General features: G+C 72.2%; 17 protein-coding genes. 7 read left to right on the top strand and 10 right to left on the bottom strand.

Features of this window, described 5'->3' with window-relative positions; translation table 11 throughout:
• Window positions 1-204: 204 nt before the first annotated feature.
• The gene (locus DPM19_RS13325) at window positions 205-936 is read right to left on the bottom strand and encodes an SDR family oxidoreductase (protein WP_111866940.1); all 732 of its coding nucleotides are present in this window, start codon (window positions 934-936) and stop codon (window positions 205-207) included.
• A 158-nt stretch (window positions 937-1,094) separates the two neighbouring features.
• Here DPM19_RS13325 and DPM19_RS13330 point away from each other — a divergent pair, with 158 nt between their 5' ends.
• Entirely contained in the window at window positions 1,095-1,571 is a 477-nt protein-coding gene (locus DPM19_RS13330) for an RrF2 family transcriptional regulator (RefSeq protein WP_111867485.1), read from the top strand.
• Window positions 1,572-1,854: 283 nt separating this feature from the next.
• Here the strand turns inward: DPM19_RS13330 and DPM19_RS13335 are convergent, their stop codons facing one another.
• Together DPM19_RS13335 and DPM19_RS13340 are read right to left on the bottom strand one after the other, a co-directional pair.
• Window positions 1,855-2,481, bottom strand: a complete 627-nt coding sequence (locus tag DPM19_RS13335; protein WP_111866942.1) for a TetR/AcrR family transcriptional regulator — start codon at window positions 2,479-2,481, stop codon at window positions 1,855-1,857.
• A gap of 126 nt (window positions 2,482-2,607) precedes the next feature.
• Complete coding sequence (locus tag DPM19_RS13340; RefSeq protein ID WP_325050233.1) at window positions 2,608-3,225, bottom strand: class I SAM-dependent methyltransferase; 618 nt, start codon at window positions 3,223-3,225, stop codon at window positions 2,608-2,610.
• 393 nt (window positions 3,226-3,618) lie between these two features.
• Here DPM19_RS13340 and DPM19_RS13345 point away from each other — a divergent pair, with 393 nt between their 5' ends.
• On the top strand, window positions 3,619-4,908 hold the full coding sequence (locus DPM19_RS13345) for an adenosylmethionine--8-amino-7-oxononanoate transaminase (RefSeq protein ID WP_111866945.1): 1,290 nt from the start codon (window positions 3,619-3,621) through the stop codon (window positions 4,906-4,908).
• Between the two features lie 570 nt (window positions 4,909-5,478).
• On the opposite strand, the gene DPM19_RS13350 is transcribed toward DPM19_RS13345, so the two are convergent.
• The gene (locus DPM19_RS13350; RefSeq protein ID WP_111866948.1) at window positions 5,479-5,718 is read right to left on the bottom strand and encodes a hypothetical protein; all 240 of its coding nucleotides are present in this window, start codon (window positions 5,716-5,718) and stop codon (window positions 5,479-5,481) included.
• A 1,009-nt stretch (window positions 5,719-6,727) separates the two neighbouring features.
• On the opposite strand from DPM19_RS13350, the gene DPM19_RS13355 reads away from it, so the two are divergent.
• From DPM19_RS13355 to DPM19_RS13370, 4 genes are all read left to right on the top strand, one after another.
• A complete protein-coding gene (locus tag DPM19_RS13355) occupies window positions 6,728-8,056 on the top strand; it encodes a hypothetical protein (protein WP_146778852.1) in 1,329 nt (442 codons plus the stop codon).
• 61 nt (window positions 8,057-8,117) lie between these two features.
• Window positions 8,118-8,300, top strand: a complete 183-nt coding sequence (locus DPM19_RS13360) for a hypothetical protein (RefSeq protein ID WP_111866954.1) — start codon at window positions 8,118-8,120, stop codon at window positions 8,298-8,300.
• Window positions 8,297-9,409 (top strand): methyltransferase domain-containing protein, encoded by a 1,113-nt coding sequence (locus DPM19_RS13365; RefSeq protein ID WP_233510121.1) that lies wholly within the window; start codon window positions 8,297-8,299, stop codon window positions 9,407-9,409. The genes DPM19_RS13360 and DPM19_RS13365 overlap by 4 nt, the downstream gene beginning before the upstream one ends.
• Window positions 9,410-9,419: 10 nt before the next feature.
• A complete protein-coding gene (locus tag DPM19_RS13370) occupies window positions 9,420-10,553 on the top strand; it encodes a methyltransferase domain-containing protein (RefSeq protein WP_233510122.1) in 1,134 nt (377 codons plus the stop codon).
• A gap of 64 nt (window positions 10,554-10,617) precedes the next feature.
• Here the strand turns inward: DPM19_RS13370 and DPM19_RS13375 are convergent, their stop codons facing one another.
• Window positions 10,618-11,418 carry an SDR family NAD(P)-dependent oxidoreductase gene (locus tag DPM19_RS13375; RefSeq protein WP_111866959.1) on the bottom strand — a complete coding sequence of 267 codons (801 nt, stop codon included), beginning with the start codon at window positions 11,416-11,418 and terminating at the stop codon, window positions 10,618-10,620.
• Window positions 11,419-11,510: 92 nt separating this feature from the next.
• Between DPM19_RS13375 and DPM19_RS13380 the strand changes: the two genes are divergently transcribed.
• Window positions 11,511-12,170 (top strand): TetR family transcriptional regulator, encoded by a 660-nt coding sequence (locus DPM19_RS13380; RefSeq protein ID WP_111866961.1) that lies wholly within the window; start codon window positions 11,511-11,513, stop codon window positions 12,168-12,170.
• Between the two features lie 341 nt (window positions 12,171-12,511).
• Here DPM19_RS13380 and DPM19_RS13385 read toward each other — a convergent pair whose 3' ends face one another.
• The 5 genes from DPM19_RS13385 to DPM19_RS13405 all read right to left on the bottom strand — a co-directional run bounded on the left by DPM19_RS13385 (window position 12,512) and on the right by DPM19_RS13405 (window position 19,394).
• Window positions 12,512-13,792, bottom strand: coding sequence for an MFS transporter (locus DPM19_RS13385; protein ID WP_111866964.1), 1,281 nt, complete (start codon window positions 13,790-13,792; stop codon window positions 12,512-12,514).
• Between the two features lie 260 nt (window positions 13,793-14,052).
• Entirely contained in the window at window positions 14,053-14,994 is a 942-nt protein-coding gene (locus DPM19_RS13390) for an ABC transporter permease (RefSeq protein ID WP_111866966.1), read from the bottom strand.
• Between the two features lie 595 nt (window positions 14,995-15,589).
• Complete coding sequence (locus tag DPM19_RS13395) at window positions 15,590-16,411, bottom strand: ABC transporter permease (RefSeq protein WP_111866969.1); 822 nt, start codon at window positions 16,409-16,411, stop codon at window positions 15,590-15,592.
• Window positions 16,408-18,165 carry an ABC transporter substrate-binding protein gene (locus tag DPM19_RS13400; RefSeq protein WP_111866972.1) on the bottom strand — a complete coding sequence of 586 codons (1,758 nt, stop codon included), beginning with the start codon at window positions 18,163-18,165 and terminating at the stop codon, window positions 16,408-16,410. Before DPM19_RS13400 ends, DPM19_RS13395 begins: the two co-directional genes overlap by 4 nt.
• 149 nt (window positions 18,166-18,314) lie before the next feature.
• Window positions 18,315-19,394, bottom strand: a complete 1,080-nt coding sequence (locus DPM19_RS13405) for an inositol-3-phosphate synthase (RefSeq protein WP_111866974.1) — start codon at window positions 19,392-19,394, stop codon at window positions 18,315-18,317.
• Window positions 19,395-19,432 lie beyond the last annotated feature (38 nt).

Here is a 19,432-nt window from a genome sequence, read left to right on the forward strand (position 1 = left end):
GCCGATGCGGTCCTCTCCAGCGCGGGAGTCCGGGTTTTCGCCCGAGCGGGATGCGGTCTTCTCAGTGGCCGAGACCGTGCTCAGGCGATGAGCCGGTGCGGCGTTCACCGCGGGATGGTTGCATCGCCCCGGCTCTCGCCGTCCGGCCGGCCCGGGAGCATGCTCGCGTGGTGCGGCCGGCCGGACGGCGGTTCGGCCGGGGGTCTACTTCAGCCAGTCGGCGTAGCGGGTGGGGGCGATGCGGGCGCCGCTTTTCGCGGTGAGGACGTCGCCGGGGACGGCGGCGAACATGCCGGCGGTGTCGTCGGTGGTCACCGAGCGCTTGTCGTCCTTGGCGGCGAGGGTGATGCGGCCCAACTCGTCCAGCGGGTACGTGTCGGGGCCGCCGAGGTCGAGGATGCCGCCCAGGGGCGGTCCGGCCGCGACGTCGGCGACGGTGGCGGCGACGTTCGCCGCGGCGACCGGCTGGATGGGGGTGCGGGGCAGGCGGACGGTGTCGTCGTCGGCGGTCCAGGACAGGACGGCGTCGATGAACTCCATGAACTGGGTGGCGCGGACGATGGAGTAGGGGATGGGGCCGGCCTTGAGGATGTCCTCCTGGAGGGTCTTGGCGCGGTAGTAGTCGAGCGCGGGGACCTGGTCGACGCCGACGATCGACAGGATGACGAAGTGCCCGACGTCCGCCTGCCGGGCCGCGGCCAGGAGGTTGTCCATCGAGGTCTGGAAGAAGGGGATGGAGGCGTCGTCGAAGGTCGGGGAGTTGGTCAGGTTGACGACCACGTCGGCGCCGGCCAGCGCCGTGTCCAGGCCGTGGCCGGTGATGATGTCGACTCCGGTGGACAGCGAGTGCGGTACCGCTTCGTGCCCGGCCGCGTTCAGGTTCTGGACGACCTGTGAACCGATCAGCCCGGTTCCGCCGATGATCGCGAACTTCATGGCAGGTTCTGCCCCTTCCTCGGTGATCTCTGGCCGGTTGCCGGGCTTCCCGTGGTTCACACGCTTCGCCCGACAACTCGGACATCTGTTGTCCGAAACAGTACTCGGACACTTTATGTCCGAGTCGGTGGGGTGTGGACTAGGGTGAAGAAGTGAAGATGTCCGGCGGAGTCGAGTGGGCTCTGCACTGCTGCGTCGTGCTCACCTCGGTGACGGAACCGGTGCCGGCCGCGCGGCTGGCACAGCTGCACGCCGTCTCGCCCAGCTATCTGGCCAAGCAGCTCCAGGCCCTCTCGCGGGCCGGGCTGGTCCGATCGGTCCAGGGCAACGCGGGCGGATACGTCCTCACCCGCTCCCCCGAACTGATCACGGTGCTCGACGTCGTCGAGGCCGTCGACGGGCCCGGCCCGGCCTTCTCCTGCACCGAGATCCGGCAGCGCGGCCCGATGGCCGCCCCGCCGCAGTCCTGCACCGTGCCCTGCGCCATCAGCCGCGCCATGGCCGGAGCCGAGGCCACCTGGCGGGACGCCCTGCGCTCCGTCTCCGTGGCCGACCTGGCCCGCGACGTCGAGTCCGACTACGGCTCCGGCACGCTGGCCGGCATCAGCGCCTGGCTGGGCACGGGCGGAAGGTGAGCGCGGCCGTGCCGCAACCGCCGGAGGCACGGTCTGGCCGTACCCGCACCTGGCGTCGATCGCCTGGCGCGATGCCCGGCGACCTGCACCGGGCATCGCGCCAAGGCGTGTTTCGACGTGGGCAGGGTGCTGGTGGTCCTGGCCGCCTCGTGCGGGATCCGGCCGCGCTGGTGGGGCATGTGTAGGTGATCGTTGAGGATGGACGGGGCTGCAGCCCCGTCCATCCTCAACGATCACGCTGGCAGGGGGTGGGCACGGGCGCAGCCGTACTTTGAGACAGGCCTTAGCGGGGAGCGATGCCGTTCAGGACCGCCGTGACGAGGTCGTCGGTGCGTTGCGCCGAGACCTGTTCGGGGTGGTGTTCGCGGGAGGCGCCGTGGATCAGCAGGGTGAGGACCGTCTCGTGGCAGACACCGACGATCATCTCGGCGGCGGCCTCCACCCGGGCGTCGGGCGCCAGGCGGCCCAGGTCCCGCTCGGCGCGCAGGTAGTGGACGAGGCGGTCGCGCCAGTCGTCGCCGGAGCCGTCCGCCCGGGTGAAGGAGGCCAGGAGGCCGGGGCTGGCGAGGGCCCCCGCGAGCGCCGGGAAGATCGCGCGGTGCAGGGCCGTCCCGTAGCGGATGTACGCGCGCAGGTTGGCCGCGAGATCACCGGAGCCCGGTTCGGGCAGCGTGCCCAGTTCGCGCTCGACGGCTCGCACGTGGGCGCGCAGCGCGTGCGCCAGCAACTCCTCCTTGTCGGCGAAGTGGTTGTAGAGCACGCCGTCGGCGACGCCGGCCTCCCGGGCGATCGCGCGTACGGTGAGGCCGGCCGTGCCGTGCTCGGCCAGCATGCGCTCGGCCGTGGCGATCAGGTGCTCGCGCAGGCTGCGGTCGTCGCCGCGCAGGACCGCGGCCTTCCTGGGGGACATCACGCACATCGTAGTTAGTGGCGCCGCCGGGCACGCGCCTTCGGCCGGTCCGCCGGTCGGCCGCGAGGGCCGATCCGCCGCCCGTGCGGTGGGCGGATCCGTCCGTGCGATGGGTGGATCGGCCCGTCAGGCGCCGCGGGCCGCGGTGACCAGCCAGGCCGTGCCCCGGGTGCGGACGCCGTCGGGGTGCTCGAACCGGCGTACCGCGCTCCCGAGGGCGGCCACGGCTTTGGCGGCGGTGTCCGGGTCCACCAGGCCGAGGTGGTACCTGACCGGGCCCCAGGCCGAGAGGAACGCGGTCGCGTCGGCGGCGTCCCGGCCCCAGCGCTGGTCGGCCTCGACGCGGGTGCAGGTGACGTTCCCGAAGCCGGCGTCGCCGAGCACCCGGCGGACGCGGGCGGGATCGGCGAACGAGGTCGGGCCGGTGCCGTCGGGTCCGGTGGGCGTGGGCAGGTGCTCGGCCGTCGCCGCGAGGATCTCGCCCAGGTCGGTGCCGGCGAGTTCCGCCAGGCAGACGAAGGCGAGCCGGCCATCGGGACGCAGTGCCCGCGCGACGTTGCCGAACGCGGCCACCGGGTCGGCGTAGAACATCACCCCGAACCGGCTCACGGCGACGTCGAAACCGGCGGCCGGGAGGGGGTGCACCTGGACGTCCCCCTGCTCGAACTCCGCGTTGGGGACACCCTCCTCCGCGGCGCGGGCGCGGGCCCGGGCCAGCATCGGTGCGGAGAGGTCGATCCCCAGCGCGCCGCGTGCCCGCCGGGCTGGCCAGCAGGGTGGTCTGCCCGCTCCCGCAGCCGAGGTCCAGGACGCGGTCGCCCGGCCCGATCGCGGCCGCGTCCAGCAGGAGGTCGTTGAAGCCGCCGTTCACCGCGTCGTAGCGCTCGTGGTGGTCGGCCCAGTGCTGCCCCTCGTAGCCGTTCCAGGCCGTCGCCTGCTCCTCGTTCACGATCCGCATCGCCGCCTCCTCGGTATGAACATTCGTTCATGAACAACGTTCATACTGGTTCGGAGTGGGTGTCCGCGTCAAGAGCCGGTTCCGGTCAGGGCCGGCGGGCGAAACCTTGTGGGGTCCGGCAAGACCGCCCCGGGCCGCGGTGACATAGCCTCGCGTCGGGCGAGGCGAAGGGGGAGTTCGTGACACCGGAGGAGATCGAGCGGCTGCGGGAGTTCGACCGGGAGCACGTCTGGCACCCCTACGGGCCGATGCCGGGCACGGTGCCCGCCGAGCCGGTGGTGTCCGCGTCCGGGGTGCGGCTGACCCTCGCCGACGGGCGGGAACTGGTGGACGGCATGTCGTCGTGGTGGGCGGCGATCCACGGCTACCGGCACCCCGTCCTGGACGCCGCGATCACCGACCAGCTCGGCCGGATGGCGCACGTGATGTTCGGCGGGCTGACCCACCCGCCCGCGGTGCGGCTGGCCGAACTGCTGCTCCAGATCACCCCCGCCCCGCTGACCAAGGTGTTCTTCGCCGACTCCGGCTCCGTCGCCGTCGAGGTGGCGATCAAGATGGCGCTGCAGTACTGGCGCTCCCAGGGCGAGGACGGCCGGAACCGGCTGTTCACCGTGCGCGGCGGCTACCACGGCGACACCTTCGGCGACATGGCCGTCTGCGACCCGGTGAACGGCATGCACCACCTGTTCGCGGACGTGCTGCCCCGGCACGTGTTCGCCCCGCCCCCGCCGCCCGGCCACGACACCCCGCCCGATCCGGCCTACCTCGCCGAACTGCGCACCCTGGTCGCCCGGCACGCCCACGAACTGGCGGCCATCATCGTCGAGCCGGTGGTGCAGGGCGCGGGCGGGATGCGCTTCTACTCCCCCGGCTACCTGCGGGCGCTGCGCGACCTGGCCGACGAGCACGGGCTGCTGCTGATCGCCGACGAGATCGCCACCGGTTTCGGCCGGTCCGGCGAGCTGTTCGGCTGCGACCACGCCCGGGTGGTGCCCGACATCATGTGCGTCGGCAAGGCGATGACCGGCGGCTACCTCACGATGGCCGCCACCCTGTGCACCGACCGGGTGGCCGAGGGGATCAGCCGGGGCGAGGCTGCCGCCCTGATGCACGGCCCGACGTACATGGCCAACCCGCTGGCCGCCTCCGCCGCGATCGCCTCGATCGAACTGCTGCTGTCGCGCGACTGGCGGGCCGAGGTCGCCGGCATCTCCCGGCGGCTGTCGGCCGGGCTGGCCCCCGCCCGCGACCTGCCCGGGGTGGCGGACGTCCGGGTGCTCGGCGCGATCGGCGTGATCCAGACCGCCGGGCCGGTGGACGTCCAGGCCGTCCAGAAGGTCCTCATGGACCACGGCGTCTGGCTGCGCCCGTTCCGTGACCTGATCTACACGATGCCTCCTTACATCTGCACCCCCGAGGACATCGACCAGATCACCACCGCCATGCGCGCCGCCGCCGCATCGCTCTGACAGTAACCGCGGCTCGCTCGCCGCACCCAACAATCCACAGCCTGTGGAAAAGTCTGCGCCGACCTTCCCGGGGAGCCGCCGTCCCGGCGGAAGCCGGGCTGCGCCCGGTTCGCCCGGCGGTCAGGGAGGCATGTTCCATGCCCGGCGGTGGCGCCTAAGGCCTGTCTCAAAGTGAGGCCGACAGCCCCTGGCGGTACCACCGACGCCCGTCTCCGGCCCCTTGCTCGCGTGATCGTTGAGGATGGGTGGGGCTGGGGCCCCACCCATCCTCAACGATCACCGGCGCAGGCGCTTGTGCCAGGTGGCGGGCGGCCGGGTCCTGCGCGAGCGAGCCAGGATCATCGGCACTCGATCCACTTCGAAACACGCCTTGAGGCCTGTTACGTAGGTGATCGTTGAGGGTGGATGGGACTCCTGCCCCACCCACCCTCAACGATCATGCTGGCAGCGGGTGGGCGTAGCCGTTGCCGGTGCTGCGGTGGGCTGCTGAACCCGCTTCTGGACAGGCGCGCGGCTGCGCATCGGATCCGCACCATCGCCGACCGTGGGCCATGCGGGACGGTGGCCCTGTCATGACCAGGCCACCCCCTGGTCGGTGACTTCGGCCGCCGCGAGGGTCCGCCCGTACACGTAGCGGGGCCCGGCCAGGGACAGGAACGCGCCGCGGATCCGGCCGCGCGCCCCGGGCCGCGCCCCGGCCAGGGCCTCGGCCAGCCGGGCACGGGCCCGGCTCTCGTCGTCGGTGACGCCGGCGGCGCCGTGGTCGTCCCCCAGGGACACGTCCCACGCGTACAGGCGATGCGCCGTCATCGAGCCTCCCTCGCCACGAAGCCGCCGAACAGCCACCCCGCCAGCGCCCGCCACCGTGGTGCCTTCGGCCGTCGACGGTGGTACGGCCCGGAGGGCGCGCTGGGTCGGGAGACCGGGCCAGGACGAGCAGATCGGCCGGATTCGTCGGGCGCGGCCGGACGCGGGGCGGCGGAGCGGGGAGCCGCACCAGGGTGGGCGGCTGGGGCGGAGTCGTGTCGATCGGCTTTGTGGGACACAGCCGGGCGCGGGGCGGTGGAGTGGGAAGGCGTGCTGGGACGAGTGGCTGGGGTGGAGCTGCGGGACGCGGTCGAGCGTGCGGGTGTGGCGGGGCGGGAAGCCGTACCCGGGCGATCGGGCCGGGCGAGGGCACGAGACGCGGTCGAGCGGGATGTGCGGGCCGGTGCGGGTGCCCAGCCGATCCATCGCCCGTCCGGGCCGGTGATCACGGGCGGGGGTTTCGGGTGCCGTGCCGGAGGATCGGCCCGCCCGGTCCGGGGCGCGCGGCCGTGTCCTGCCGCGCCGTCGCCCACGCGGGGTGGCGGGACGCGGCCCGGCGCCGGTCGGGTGGCGGCGTCCAGCAGGCGGGCCAGTTCGGCCGGGTCAGCCGCCTCGATCAGTCCGGCCGGGTCGGACGCCTTGATCAGCCCCGCCGGGGCCAGCGCCCACCACTTTCCGGTGTACTCCCCGAACCACACGCACGCGCCGGGGAACCGGCGGCGCAGTTCGGCGAGGCCGCGATCGGGGTCGATGTCGGCCGCCGTCCACGGGACGGCCGTCCGCGGCGTCGTGCTGTCGGCTACTTTGCTCATGGGTCGGAGGTCCTGTTCCGATCAAGGCCCCGGGTCCCCGGTGTTGGCGCACCGGCCGGGGCCGCCTCATTTCCTGCGTCGATTACGGAAAGTCAAGTGGCGTCACCCCCCGCATGTCACCCTGGTAAGCGCGGGTGAGCGCGGAAACGCAGCTTTTCCGCGCTTTTCCGCGGGGCGGCTCGGCGAAGGGACTTCCGGCGATGACCGACGAAGCGAAAAACCAGGTCGGAGCGCATTTGCGTGACCGGCGGCTGACCCGTGGCCTGACGGTGGAGGACCTGGCGCGGCTTTTCCGCGAGGTCGCCTCCGAACCCGTCCGGCGCTCCCTGCCCGGGCTCAAGGACATCGAGCGCAGCATCCGCGGCCATGAGTCCGGCGACCACGCACCGGGCCCGCGCTACCGCCCGCTGTACGCCCGGGCGTTCGGCACGACCGAGACCGAACTGTTCGGCGACGGCAATCGAGCCCTGGCGCCCCTATGCGCAGGCACCCCGGCGGTTAGCGTGGAGGGAACGGGCACCACGGGCGATGGAGACGACATGGAACGTCGGCGACTGTTACAACTGGCCGCTCTGGGTGTGGGTGCCGGTGCGCTCGGCTCCTCCGGGGAACCGGTGCGCCAGCTTCTCGACCGGGCCCTGGCCCGCGTCTCCCATGACATGGAGGACTGGGGAGTCGTCTGCGCCGATCATCTGCATGCGATCAGGACGCGTCCGGCCGCCCAGGCCGGTGACGACCTCCTGCTGGACCTGCTCGCCGTCCGCCGGCGACTCGACCTACCGGATGCTGAGGACGTCACCGAACTACAGCGGGCCACGGCCGCGCTGGCCACCCTCTACGCCAACGTGCTCACCCGGCTGGGTGACCACGGGTCGGCTCTGCGCTGGTGGTGCACGGCCCGGCGGGCGGCCGACGCCTCAGGTGATCTCGACCTGCGCCTGCTGGTCCGCGGCTCGGAAGCCGGGTTCGGCCTCTACGGCCAGCGCGATCCGGAGACGGTCCTGTACCTCACTGAGCGGGCGGAGCGGATCGCGGGGAGCAGGCCCTCCGTCGGGCTGGCCAAGATCCTGAGCACCCGGGCGAAGGCGCTCAGCGTGCTCGGCAGGCATGACGCGGCGAAGCAGACGCTACGGATCCTGGTGGACGTTCTGCCGGACGGTGCGCCCAACGACCTGATGCCTGCCTACTGGACCGAAGACCAGTACGACTTCGCCGAAAGCTGGGTCTACTCGGGCGTGGGCGACGAGGCCAGAGCGGGCGCGGCCCGGGAACGGGTACTCGCCCGCGCCGGCGACTACCAGTACGACGCCAACGTGCGACTGCACGAAGCCCTCTGCACGGTGGTCAACGGTGGTGTCGCCGGTGGAATGAGCCAGGCGGCGACCGTTGTGGACGCGTTGCCCGCGTCTTCCCAGAGCGCGATGATCACTGAGATGGGAAAGATCATCCTTCAAGCGGTCCCCGCCGATGACCGCCGACGCCCTGAGGTCACCGAGTTCCGCACTCTCCTGACGGCCACCGTCACCTGACCGGTCCCGCACATTCCCTTGACAGGGATCGGCCGGTGACGAAAGCTCACCGTGACGATTCGTGTACGCCGCGCACCACGAGCAGGTCGGCGACGGCGGGCGAAGAGACGACCTGACCCACACGAGGAGCGGCGGTATGGGCAAGCACGAGGGGCAGCCGAAGGACAAGCCCTACGAGCCCGATCCTTCCCGGGCGGATGACAAGGACAAGCAGGGCTCCGGGAAGGGAAGCCGCGGTAAGTGAACGCCGAGGCCGACCGGATCGACGCGCTCGCCGACCGGCTGGACGTGCCGCCGCCCTGGCGGGCTGCCATGCATGCGGTCCCCCGGCATCTGTTCGTGCCGCCGGTGGCGTGGGTCGATCCCTATGACGGGCCGGCTTACCTCGTCGACCGTGATCATGATCAGCAGCGGTGGATGGACGCGGCCTATGCCAATGCCGCGATCATCGTCCAGAAGGACGACGGGGCGACGCCCCTGGCCGAGGAGGGGCGCTACACCTCCTCCCTGTCCTCACCCGATGTGGTCTTCGCGTTCCTGGACCTGCTCGATCCGTACGAGGCCGACGAGATCCTGGAGATCGGCACCGGCACGGGATGGACGGCCGGCCTGTTGGCGCATCGGGTGGGTGAGCAGAACGTGATCAGCATTGAGGTCGATGCGGCGCTCGCCGAACAGGCCGCCGTCACCCTGGCGAACGCGGGTGTCATCCCGAAACTGGTCACCGGGGACGGCGCTGAGATCCGGCCGGAGGGCGGTCCGTTCGATCGGGTGCACGTCACGTGCGGAGTGGCCACCGTCCCGTACGGCTGGGTGGAACAGATCCGGCCGGGCGGGGTCATCGTGTTCCCCTGGATGTCCGGGTGGGAGCCGGGCCACAAGGCCAGGCTGACCGTCATGCCTGATGGAAGGGCCGTCGGCAGGTTCGCCCACGGCGGGTGCGGCTACATGATGCTGCGCTCGCAACGCCCTGCGAACACGGATGAGCCACCGGGTGATCCCCGGGAGTCCGCGACGATGACCGATCCCCGCCGGCTCTGCCGCGATTCTTACGCCGCGGACGTCGCCATCGCAGGGCAGTGCCCGGACGTCAGGTCAGCGCCCAAACACCACGATGACGGGACGTTCGAGCTGTATCTCCATGCCGGTGACTCGGCGGCGCAGGTCATCTACTCGCCGCTCTACAAGGCGTCCACCGTCCGCCAGTACGGCTCCCGGAACCTGTGGGATGAGGTGGAGGCCGCCTTCTTCCGCTGGGTCTCCTGGGGGGAGCCGGGCCGTGACCGGTTCGGCATGACCGTCGCCCCTGAAGGACAGCAGATCTGGCTCGACTCCCCGAACAATGTCCTTTGAGGGGCGGCAAGTGAAGGAGATCGGTGAGCGTATCGACGAGCTGGCCGACCTGCTCACCGCGTCGGGGCACCTGACCGACCCGAGATGGCGCGAGGCGTTGCATGCGGTGCCCCGGCACCTGTTCGCCCCGCCGGTGGCATGGGTCGGTTCGGCGGACGGGCCGGACCGGCGGGTGGACCGGGCCGACGACGAGGTCGCGTGGCTGGACGCGGTGTACTCCGACACCCCGATCGTCACCCAGCTCGATGACGGGAACACCCCGCTGGAGAAGGGCGGCGACAACTACACCTCGTCGCTCTCCGCGCCGGGCATCGTCATCGTCTTCCTCGAACTGCTCCAGGTCTGGCGGTACCACCGGGTGCTGGAGATCGGCACGGGCACCGGCTGGACCGCCGCGCTGCTGTCGGCTCGCGTCGGTGCGGAGAACGTCACCACGATCGAGGTGGACGAGCAGGTGTCGGCGCAGGCGGCCGGCAATCTCCGGAAGTCCGGGTACCGGCCCGCGCTGATCTGCGCGGACGGCGCACGGGGCCGGCCGGAGGCGGCACCTTACGACCGGGTCCACGTGACCTGCGGGGTGCGGGAGGTGCCGTACCAGTGGGTGGAGCAGACCCGGCCGGGTGGCCGGGTGGTGTTCCCGTGGATGCCGGGTTTCGCCTTCGGGCATCAGGCATGCCTCACGGTGACCGGCTCCGGCGAGGCCGTCGGCCGGTTCCCCGGCAACGCCGGGTACATGATGTTGCGCTCCCAGCGTTTCGACCGCTACGCACCACCCGCCGAAGGCGGCGAGAAGGAGAGCACCACGAGGCTGGATCCGCGCACGGTTGCGTGGGACTCCTACGGCTGCGACGTGGCCATTGCGGGGATGCTGCCCGGGGTGACCTCGGTGGAGGAGGAGACCGGCGACGGGTCCTTCCGGCTGCACCTGCGCGACCCCGGCGGCTCGTGGGCGGTCGTCCACCACGAGCGGGACCGGGACGAGTACCCGGTGCGGCAGGCCGGGGAGCGCGGCCTGTGGGACGAGACCGAGGCCGCCTACCTGCGCTGGGTCTCCTGGGGCCGCCCGGACCGCGACCGGTTCGGCCTGACCGTGACGTCCGAGGGGCAGCGGGTCTGGCTCGACTCCCCGAGCAACGTCCTCTGACGCTCGCGGCCGGTGGCCGGCCCCCGGAGGAAGGCGGAGGCCGACCACGTTCCGCGGCGGGTGGTCAGTGGACGCCGCGGACGATGCCGCCGTCCACCCGTAGCGTGCTGCCGGTGACGTAGTCGGCGAGCGGGCCGCTGAGGTAGAGGACCGCGGCGGCGATCTCCTCGGGCCGGCCCAGCCGGCCGATGTCGTTGGGCGCCATCTCCTCGATCGCTTTGCGCTCGATGTCCTCCCATGTCTCGCCCCAGCCGCGGGCCGGGGCGAGGCCGGTGAGGAGCCGCTGGACGCTGTCGACCAGGATCGCGCCGGGGGCGACCGTGTTGGAAGTGATCCCGGTGCCCTTCAGCTGGCGGGCCAGCGAGACCGTGAGGTTGTGGCGGGCGGCCAGGGTGGCGTTGTAGTGGGGCAGGTCGGCGCTCGGCTGCACGCTGAGCCCGCCGCCGATCTGGATGACGCGCCCCCAGCCGCGTTCGCGCATCCGGGGGACCACCCGCAGGATCATGCGGACGCCGGAGATGACGTTGACCTCGTAGGTCTGCCGCCAGTCCTCGGCGGTGGCCTCGTGCCACGAGCGGTGGGGGTAGGAGCCGGCGTTGTTGACCAGGATGTCGATCGGCCCCCCGGCCAGCGCCGCCTCGGCCACGGCGTCGGCGCCGGCGTCGGTGGCCAGGTCGCCGAGAGCGACGTGGGCGCTGCCGCCGGCCGCCCGGATGCCGGCGGCGACGGCCTCGGTGCGGGCGCGGTCGCGGCCGTGGACGACGACGTCGGCTCCCTCGGCGGCCAGCGCCCTGGCGATGGCCTCGCCGAGGCCGGAGCTGGAGCCGGTGACCAGCGCGCGCTTACCCGTCAGTTGAAGATCCATTGTTTCCTCGCATCGCGGTTCGGTTGCCGAGCCGCATCGGATGACTCGATGTCTACAGTTGTAGACCTAGTTCAGAGTATACGCTTGTAGACATGGTTGACACCCCCGCGCCGCACACCTCTCCTGACCGGCCGGAACCCGAGGACCGCGCCCCGGGCAGGCGCCGGCGCGACGCCGCCGCCACCCGGCAGGCCATCCTGGACGCGGCGGTCACCGCCTTCACCCGGTACGGCTACGACGGCGTGGGAGTACGCGACATCGCCCAGCGCGCGGGCGTGACCGCGATGCTCATCAACCGCTACTTCGGCTCGAAGGAAGGACTGTTTGCGGAGGCGGCCGACGCGGCCTTCGCACCGCGCTCGGTGATCACGGGCACGGGCGCGGAACTGGCCGGCGAGACCGCGCGGACGCTGGCGGCACGGACCGCGCCGGAGGCGGAGGAACTCGGGCCGTTCCTGCTCATGCTGCGGTCCGCGGCCAACCCCGCCGCCGCGAAGATCATGCGCGAGGCGATCGGACGGCACCCCGGACGGCACCTCACCGAGGAACTGCCCGGTGCCGGCGCCGGCGCCCGGGCGGAACTGATACTCGCCGTCCAGGCGGGGGTGTGGCTGATGCGCAGCATCCTGGGCACGACGGCACTGGCCGAGGAGGACCCGGCGGAACTCGCCCGCCGGATCGAATCGCTCTTCCAGGTGCTGGTGACACCCGAGACCGACGCCCCGCCCGCGGGCGGGCGCGGTGTGGAGTGACGGGCGGATCCCGGCGGAACTCCGTCCGGATGGTCCTGGCCGGGCCGGCCGTTGGCGGGCTCGATCACGACCCCGCGCCTCCCGGCAACCAGCGCCGCTACAAGTTCGGCCTGGGCGGATCGTTGGACTTTGCCTCCGTCATGGCGTCGGTCACACCGTGCTTCTTCGGTGGCACTACCGGAGAAGCCCTTTCATGGTTCGTCCGGCCTGCGTGTGGTCCGCTTGTGTTCGCGCGAGTGCGGCGGCGTGCCATCACGCCCTGCCGCCGAACATGAACGATCACAACCGGCCGATTCGCGACGTTCCAACCCGCTTGCGAAGATCAGAGTTGAAGTACGAGCTCAGACGGAGGACGGGGTGCGGCGGCGGGACAGCGTTCGGTAGGCGGCGGCCGTGAGGGCGTAGGCGACGACGACCGCCAGCAGGACCGGGTAGGAACGGCCCGAAACAGGGACCGTCGCGGCGGCGGCAGCGGCGGCGGCCACGAAGGTGGCGTTGAAGAGCATGTCGTAGGCGGAGAAGACCCGGCCCCGGTAGGCGTCCGCCACCGACTCCTGGAGGATCGTGTCGACGCAGAGCTTCACGCCCTGCGAGACGACGCCCAGCCCGAAGGCCCCGGCCAGCCAGAGCGGCTCGGCGAACGGCGGGCCGAAGACCAGCAGTACCACCGAGCCGGAGAGCAGCAGCGCGGTGATCCACGTCTCCTTGGCGATCCGCCGCACCACCGGCGGGGTGATCACCGCGCCCACGAAGAACCCGGCCCCGGACACCCCGAGCGCGGTGGCGAACCCGGCCAGCCCGGCCTCGGCGTCGGTGGTGAAGTGGTTGCGGAACAGCAGCAACGTCATGATCAGCGTGATGCCGTACAGGAACCGGTGCACCGAGATCACGCCCAGCGCCAGCGCGGCGGGCGGGCGTTCCCGCAGGTGCCGGAGGCCGTCGAGCAGGCCGTGCAGCACGTTTCCCAGCGCCTCGCGGGTCCGCCGTGGCGCCTCGTCCAGGTCCGGGCCCAGGCCGCGGCGGTCGAGGGTGGCCGCCACCACCGCGGTGAGCAGCCAGATCCCGGCGGCGCAGAGCAGGATCGCGGCGGTGTCGCCCGACCCGGCGCCCAGCAGGCGGCGCAGCCCGTACCCGATCCCGGCCCCGACGAAGGTGATGATGGTTCCGGAGGTGACCGACAGCGCGTTGGCCAGCACCAACTGCTCGCGGGTCACCACGTGCGGCAGCGCCGCCGACAGCGCCGACAGGAAGAACCGGTTGATCCCCAGCACCAGCAGCGCGGCCAGGTAGAAGGGTGCGCCGTCCTGCCCGGCGGCCAGCAGCGCCGCCACCCCGACCGTGCAGGCGGCCCGCAGCAGCGGCGCCACCAGCAGGATCTGCCGCCGCGACCAGCGGTCGATGAACACCCCGACGAACGGCCCGAGCACCGAGTACGGCAGCAGCAGCGTGGCGAACGCGGCCGCCGCCGCGGTGGCGGAGGTCTGCCGCTCGGGCGAGAAGAACACGTACCCGGCCAGGGCCACCTGGAAGACGCCGTCGGTGAGCTGCGAGACGAGCCGGGTCGCGTACAGCCGGCGGAAGTCCCGCCCGCGCAGCACGGTACGGAGATCGGCGCCTTTCACGGATGCAGCCTAGTGCGATGTCCGACAATGCCCCCGCGCTCGCCCCACCATGATCCTTCAGCATCCGAGGCGCTATGGCGCACCGAACGGTGAAGGATCATCGCTGCACACGCTCTCACCAGGTGATCCTTCAGCATCCGAGGCGCCATAACGCACCGGATGCTGAAGGATCAGCGGGCGTCCGCCCCCTGGAACGTGATCCTCCAGCATCCGGTGGGCTACGGCGCACCGGAAGCTGGAGGATCAGCGGGTCGGGCCGGTCAGGTGAGGCGGACGCGGGGGTCGAGGGCCGCGTAGCCCAGGTCGGTGAGCAGGCCGGTGAGCACCACGCACAGTGCGGTGAGCAGCACCGCGCCGACCACCACCGGCGCGTCCCCCAGCGTGACCGACCGGACCACGAGCTGCCCGACCCCCTGCAATCCGAACACCTGCTCGACCACTACGGCCCCGCCGAGCAGGGCGCCCACGTCCACCCCGAGCTGGCTGACCAGCGGGGTCAGTGCCGCCCGCAGCCCGTGCCGGTAGACCACCCGGCGCTCGGTCACCCCCAGGGCCCGCGCGGTCCGGACGTAGTCGTCGCCGAGGACGTCGAGCAGCCCGCCCCGGGTCAGCCGGGTGTAGGCGGCGAGCTGGAGCAGGGCCAGCGTGAACCAGGGCAGGGCCATCCGCCGCCACAGGTCGCCCTCGAACGGCGGGCCGGGCTCGAACAGCCGGACGCCGACCTCGCCGAGCCCGGTGAACAGCGCGAACAGCAGCAGCAGGCCGAGCAGGAACGGCGGCATGGACAGGGCGAGCAGCACCAGGAAGGTGATCGGGCGGTCCAGCGCGGGCCGCACCGCGGACAGCACGCCCAGCAGCACCCCGCCGGCCAGCCACAGGACCGCCCCGCCGAGCACCAGCACCAGCGTGGTGGGCAGCCCGGCGCCGATCAGCTCCGTCACCGGCGCGCCGCTGACGTAGGAGTGGCCGAGGTCGCCGCGCAGCAGCCGGCCGGCGAACCGGGCGTACTGCTCCACCAGCGGCCGGTCCAGCCCCAGGTTGCGCCGGATCAGCGCCAGCGTCTCGGGGTCGGCCCGCGGCCCGGCCAGCGCCCGCGCCGGATCGGCCGCGACGACATGCACCAGCAGGAACACCGCCCCGGACACCAGCCAGAGCACCAGCGCCCCGAACGCCAGCCGCCGCACCAGCAGCGCCGCGCTCACCGGGCGCCCCGGTTCGGGGCGTCGCCGGGCAGCAGTCCTCCGGGGGGGAGCAACAGCGTCCTGGACGCCGGTCGCCGGGCCGGTAGCGCTGCGCTCACCGGCCGGTCCGGTTCGGGGTGTTGCCGGGCAGCGGCCCGCTGGGGGCGGGCACCAGCGCTCCGAATGTCGGCCGCCGCGCTCATCGGGCGATCTGGTTCGGCGTCGCCGGGCACCAGCGTCCTGGGCGCCGGTCGCCGGGCCGGTAGCGCTGCGCTCACCGGCCGGTCCGGTTCGGGGTGTTGCCGGGCAGCGGCCCGCTGGGGGCGGGCACCAGCGCTCCGAATGTCGGCCGCCGCGCTCATCGGGCGATCTGGTTCGGCGTCGCCGGGCACCAGCGTCCTGGGCGCCGGTCGCCGGGCCGGTAGCGCTGCGCTCACCGGCCGGTCCGGTTCGGGGTGTTGCCGGGCAGCGGCCCGCTGGGGGCGGGCACCAGCGCTCCGAATGTCGGCCGCCGCGCTCACCGGGCGACCCGGTTCGGGGCGTCGCCGGGCAGTAGCCCGCCCGGGGCGAGCACCAGCGTCTCGAACACCGGCTGCCGGGCCGGCAGCGCCGCCGCTCACCGGCCGGTCCGGTTCAGGGCGTCGCCGAGCAGGTTGCAGGCGACGGTGGTGGCCAGCAGTAGCCCGCCGGGGACGAGTACCAGCCACCACGCCGACCGGTAGTGCTCCTGGGCGCCGCCGAGCATGGTCCCCCAGCTCGGCGTGCCGGGGTCGACGCCCGCGCCGAGGAACGACAGCGTCGCCTCGAACCCGATCGCGGCCGGCAGCAGCAGCGAGGCCAGGATGATCACCGGGGCCGTCAGGTGCGGCAGGATCTCCCGGGTCATCAGCCGCCACGGCCCGGCGCCCAGCGCCCGGGCGGCCAGCACGAACTCGCGTTCCCGCAGTGACAGCGTCTGGCCGCGGACCGTCCGGGCCACCGCGGCGAACGAGAAGAAACCGATCACCGCGATGGTCGTGCCCAGGTGCGCGCCGAGCGTGGTGGCCAGCGCGATCGCCACCAGCACGTACGGGAACGACAGCACCACGTCCAGCAGCCGGGCCAGCAGCAGGTCGACGAGCCCGCCGAAGAACCCCGACACCAGCCCGACCGCCACCCCGGCCGCGGTGGCCAGCACGGTGGCGGAGAACCCGACCAGCAGCGACACCCGCGCCCCGTACGCCGCCCGGACCAGCACGTCCCGGCCGAGGTCGTCGGTGCCCAGCCAGAACTCCGCGTTCGGCGGGACGGGCTGCCCGGCCGGGTCGAGCCCGGTGCGCGGGAACGTCTCGTGGTAGGCGTGGCCGGTCCAGTGCGCCCAGGCGGGCGCCAGCAGCCCGAACAGGGCCACGCCCGCCAGCAGGCCGAGGCAGGCCAGGGCCGTCCGGTCCGGTCTCATCGGCCGCCGGCCAGCCAGATCAGGGTGTAGTCGTAGGACATGGCGACCGGCAGGAACCGGGCGTTCCGCACCCGCCGGGAACGGTAGATCGTGTACGAGCGGTCGAGCAGCGGCACGATCGCGGCGTCCTCCATGATCAGCCGGTCGGTCTGGTGCCAGAGCCGGGCCCGCTCGGCCGGGTCGGTGGCCGCCAGCGCCTTGTCGATCAGCCCGTTGACCTGCGGGTTGTCGTAGCCGCCGAAGTTGAGCGAGTTGTGGCCGTAGTCACGGCCGTCGAACAGCGGCTGGATGATCGAACGGCCGTTGTCGCCGTACCAGTCGGGGGTCCAGCCGGGTGCGGCGATGTCCCAGGCGCCCGCCCGCGCCCGCTCGGGGACGGCGAGCGTCCGCCCGTAGAAGTCGCCGTTGGTGTCGGCGGCCAGCCGGGCGTCGATGCCGCAGCCCCGCAGGTTCTCCTTGATCGACTCGGCGACCCGGCGGTGGTTGCCGTTGGTGCGGTACGGGAACCGCAGGGTCAGCCCGCCCGGGTACCCGGCGCCGGCCAGCAGCGCCCGGCACTTCGCCGGATCGCCCGCGTCGCCCGGCGTCGGGTAGAGGTCGTAGTGGACGTGCCCGGCGTTGCCCGGGGGGATGATCGTGTGCAGTGGGCGGGCCACCTCGGGCCCGCCGTAGATCTTCACCAGCGCGGTGCGGTCGATCGCGTACTGGATCGCCCGCCGCACCTCCGGCCGGCCGAGCGACCCCTTGTTGTTCGGGCTCAGCGTGTTGAACACCAGGTACGGGCTGCTGCTCGGCGTCCGCCGGATCGCGAAGCCCGGATCGCGCCGCAGCCGGGGGAGCGCCGGGGTGGGGACGGGCTGGTCCCAGGCGAGGTCGGCGGCGCCCTGTTCGAGCTGCTGCTGCACCGTGTGGGCGGAGTCCTGGCCCAGCGTGATCTGGATCTTCGCGACGTGCCGCTCGCGCAGCGGGTCGGTCTCGGGCCGCCAGGCCGGGTTGTGGCCCAGCAGGTACGACCGGCCGGGGTTGTAGGCGGAGATCCGGTAGGGGCCGTTGGAGACGGTGTTGCGCCGGAACTCCAGGCTGTCGGGCACGTACGTGTCGTACTCGCGCGGCGCGGCGGCGGCGTACCCCAGGGCCAGCAGGTTGAGCAGGTCGCCCGCCGGCCGCACCAGCCGCACCACCAGCGTGCGGTCGTCGGGGGCGGCGAGGCCGGGCAGCGGGGTGCGGTTCTGGTAGCCGGCGATGGCCGCGGCGTCGGTCGCGTCGACCCCGGCGAAGCCCCGGCAGTACTCGGCCATGCCCTGCACGGTGGAGATGTAGTAGCCCTTGCCGCTGGACGGCGCGGCCGGGTTGCACAGCCGTTTCAGCCCGCGGACGAAGTCGCCGGCGACGACCTCGCGGGGCGGCGAGGTGTCCCACCGCACCCCGGGGCGCAACCTGATGCGGTACGTCTTCCCGTCGGGGCTGACGTCGCCGTTCCCCCGGCTCGGCAGCCGTTCCGCCACGTCGGGGTGCAGGGCCACGCTCGTGGCGAAGTCGTTGGACGCCCGGGTGCCGAATAACGTCCGCGCGTAGGTGCGGTTCAGCGCGTACGAGCCGACGCTGGCCGCCGCGGCGGTGTCGAGCCGCTCCAGGTCGGAGGAACCGATGACCCGCAGCACGCCCCCCTCGCGCCGGCCGGCCTGGGCACCGTCGCCACAGCCCGCCATCGCCACTCCGAGCGCCACCAGGCCGCAACCGAACCCGCGTCTCATCGACCCCTCCTGTCACCTGAAGTGCAAGAGTAAAACCGGAGAGTGACGAGAGCTCGCTCCATGCACGATTTCGTTCTGGATGTGTCGAAGCGGCGGGACGCGAAAGCGCCCGGCCGAACCGGCCGGGCGCTTTCGCGGAGGGTACGCGGTTACCGCTCGATCTGACCGCGGATGAACTGCTCCACGGCCTCGCGGGCCTCGTCGTCGTTGTACTGCTCGGGCGGCGACTTCATGAAGTAGGAGCTCGCCGACAGGAGCGGGCCGCCGATGCCGCGGTCCTTGGCGATCTTCGCCGCGCGGACCGCGTCGATGATGACGCCGGCCGAGTTGGGCGAGTCCCAGACCTCCAGCTTGTACTCCAGGTTCAGCGGGACGTCACCGAAGGACTTGCCCTCCAGCCGGACGTACGCCCACTTGCGGTCGTCCAGCCACGGCACGTGGTCGGACGGGCCGATGTGCACGTCGCCCTTGGCCATCTCGCGCGGGATCTGGGAGGTGACCGACTGGGTCTTGGAGATCTTCTTGGACTGGAGCCGGCTGCGCTCCAGCATGTTCATGAAGTCCATGTTGCCGCCGAAGTTGAGCTGGTAGGTGCGCTGCAGCTCGACCCCGCGGTCCTCGAACAGCTTCGTCATCACACGGTGCGTGATGGTGGCGCCGACCTGCGACTTGATGTCGTCGCCGACGATCGGCACGCCGGCGTCCTCGAACTTCTTCGCCCACTCGGGGTCGGTGGCGATGAAGACCGGGAGGGCGTTGACGAACGCCACGCCCGCGTCGATGGCGCACTGGGCGTAGAAGCGGTCGGCCTCCTCCGAACCCACCGGCAGGTAGGACACCAGGACGTCGACCTCGGCGTCCTTGAGCGCCTGGACCACGTCGACGGGCTGCGCGCTCGACTCCTCGACCATCAGGCGGTAGTACTCGCCGAGGCCGTCGAAGGTGTGGCCCCGCTGGACGGTGACGCCGGTCGGCGGCACGTCGCAGATCTTGATGGTGTTGTTCTCGCTGGCGACGATGGCCTCGGACAGGTCCATGCCGACCTTCTTCGCGTCCACGTCGAAGGCGGCGACGAACTCCACGTCCCGGACGTGGTAGTCGCCGAACTGGACGTGCATGAGCCCCGGCACCTTGCTCGCAGGGTCAGCGTCCTTGTAGTACTCGACGCCCTGGACGAGCGAAGCGGCGCAGTTACCCACACCGACGATGGCTACGCGCACCGAACCCATCGGGCTGCTCCTTCTCTGTTGCGAGGGTGACACCCGGC

The organism is Actinomadura craniellae, assembly GCF_003289645.1.
GTDB classification, from domain to species: Bacteria; Actinomycetota; Actinomycetes; order Streptosporangiales; family Streptosporangiaceae; genus Actinomadura_D; species Actinomadura_D craniellae.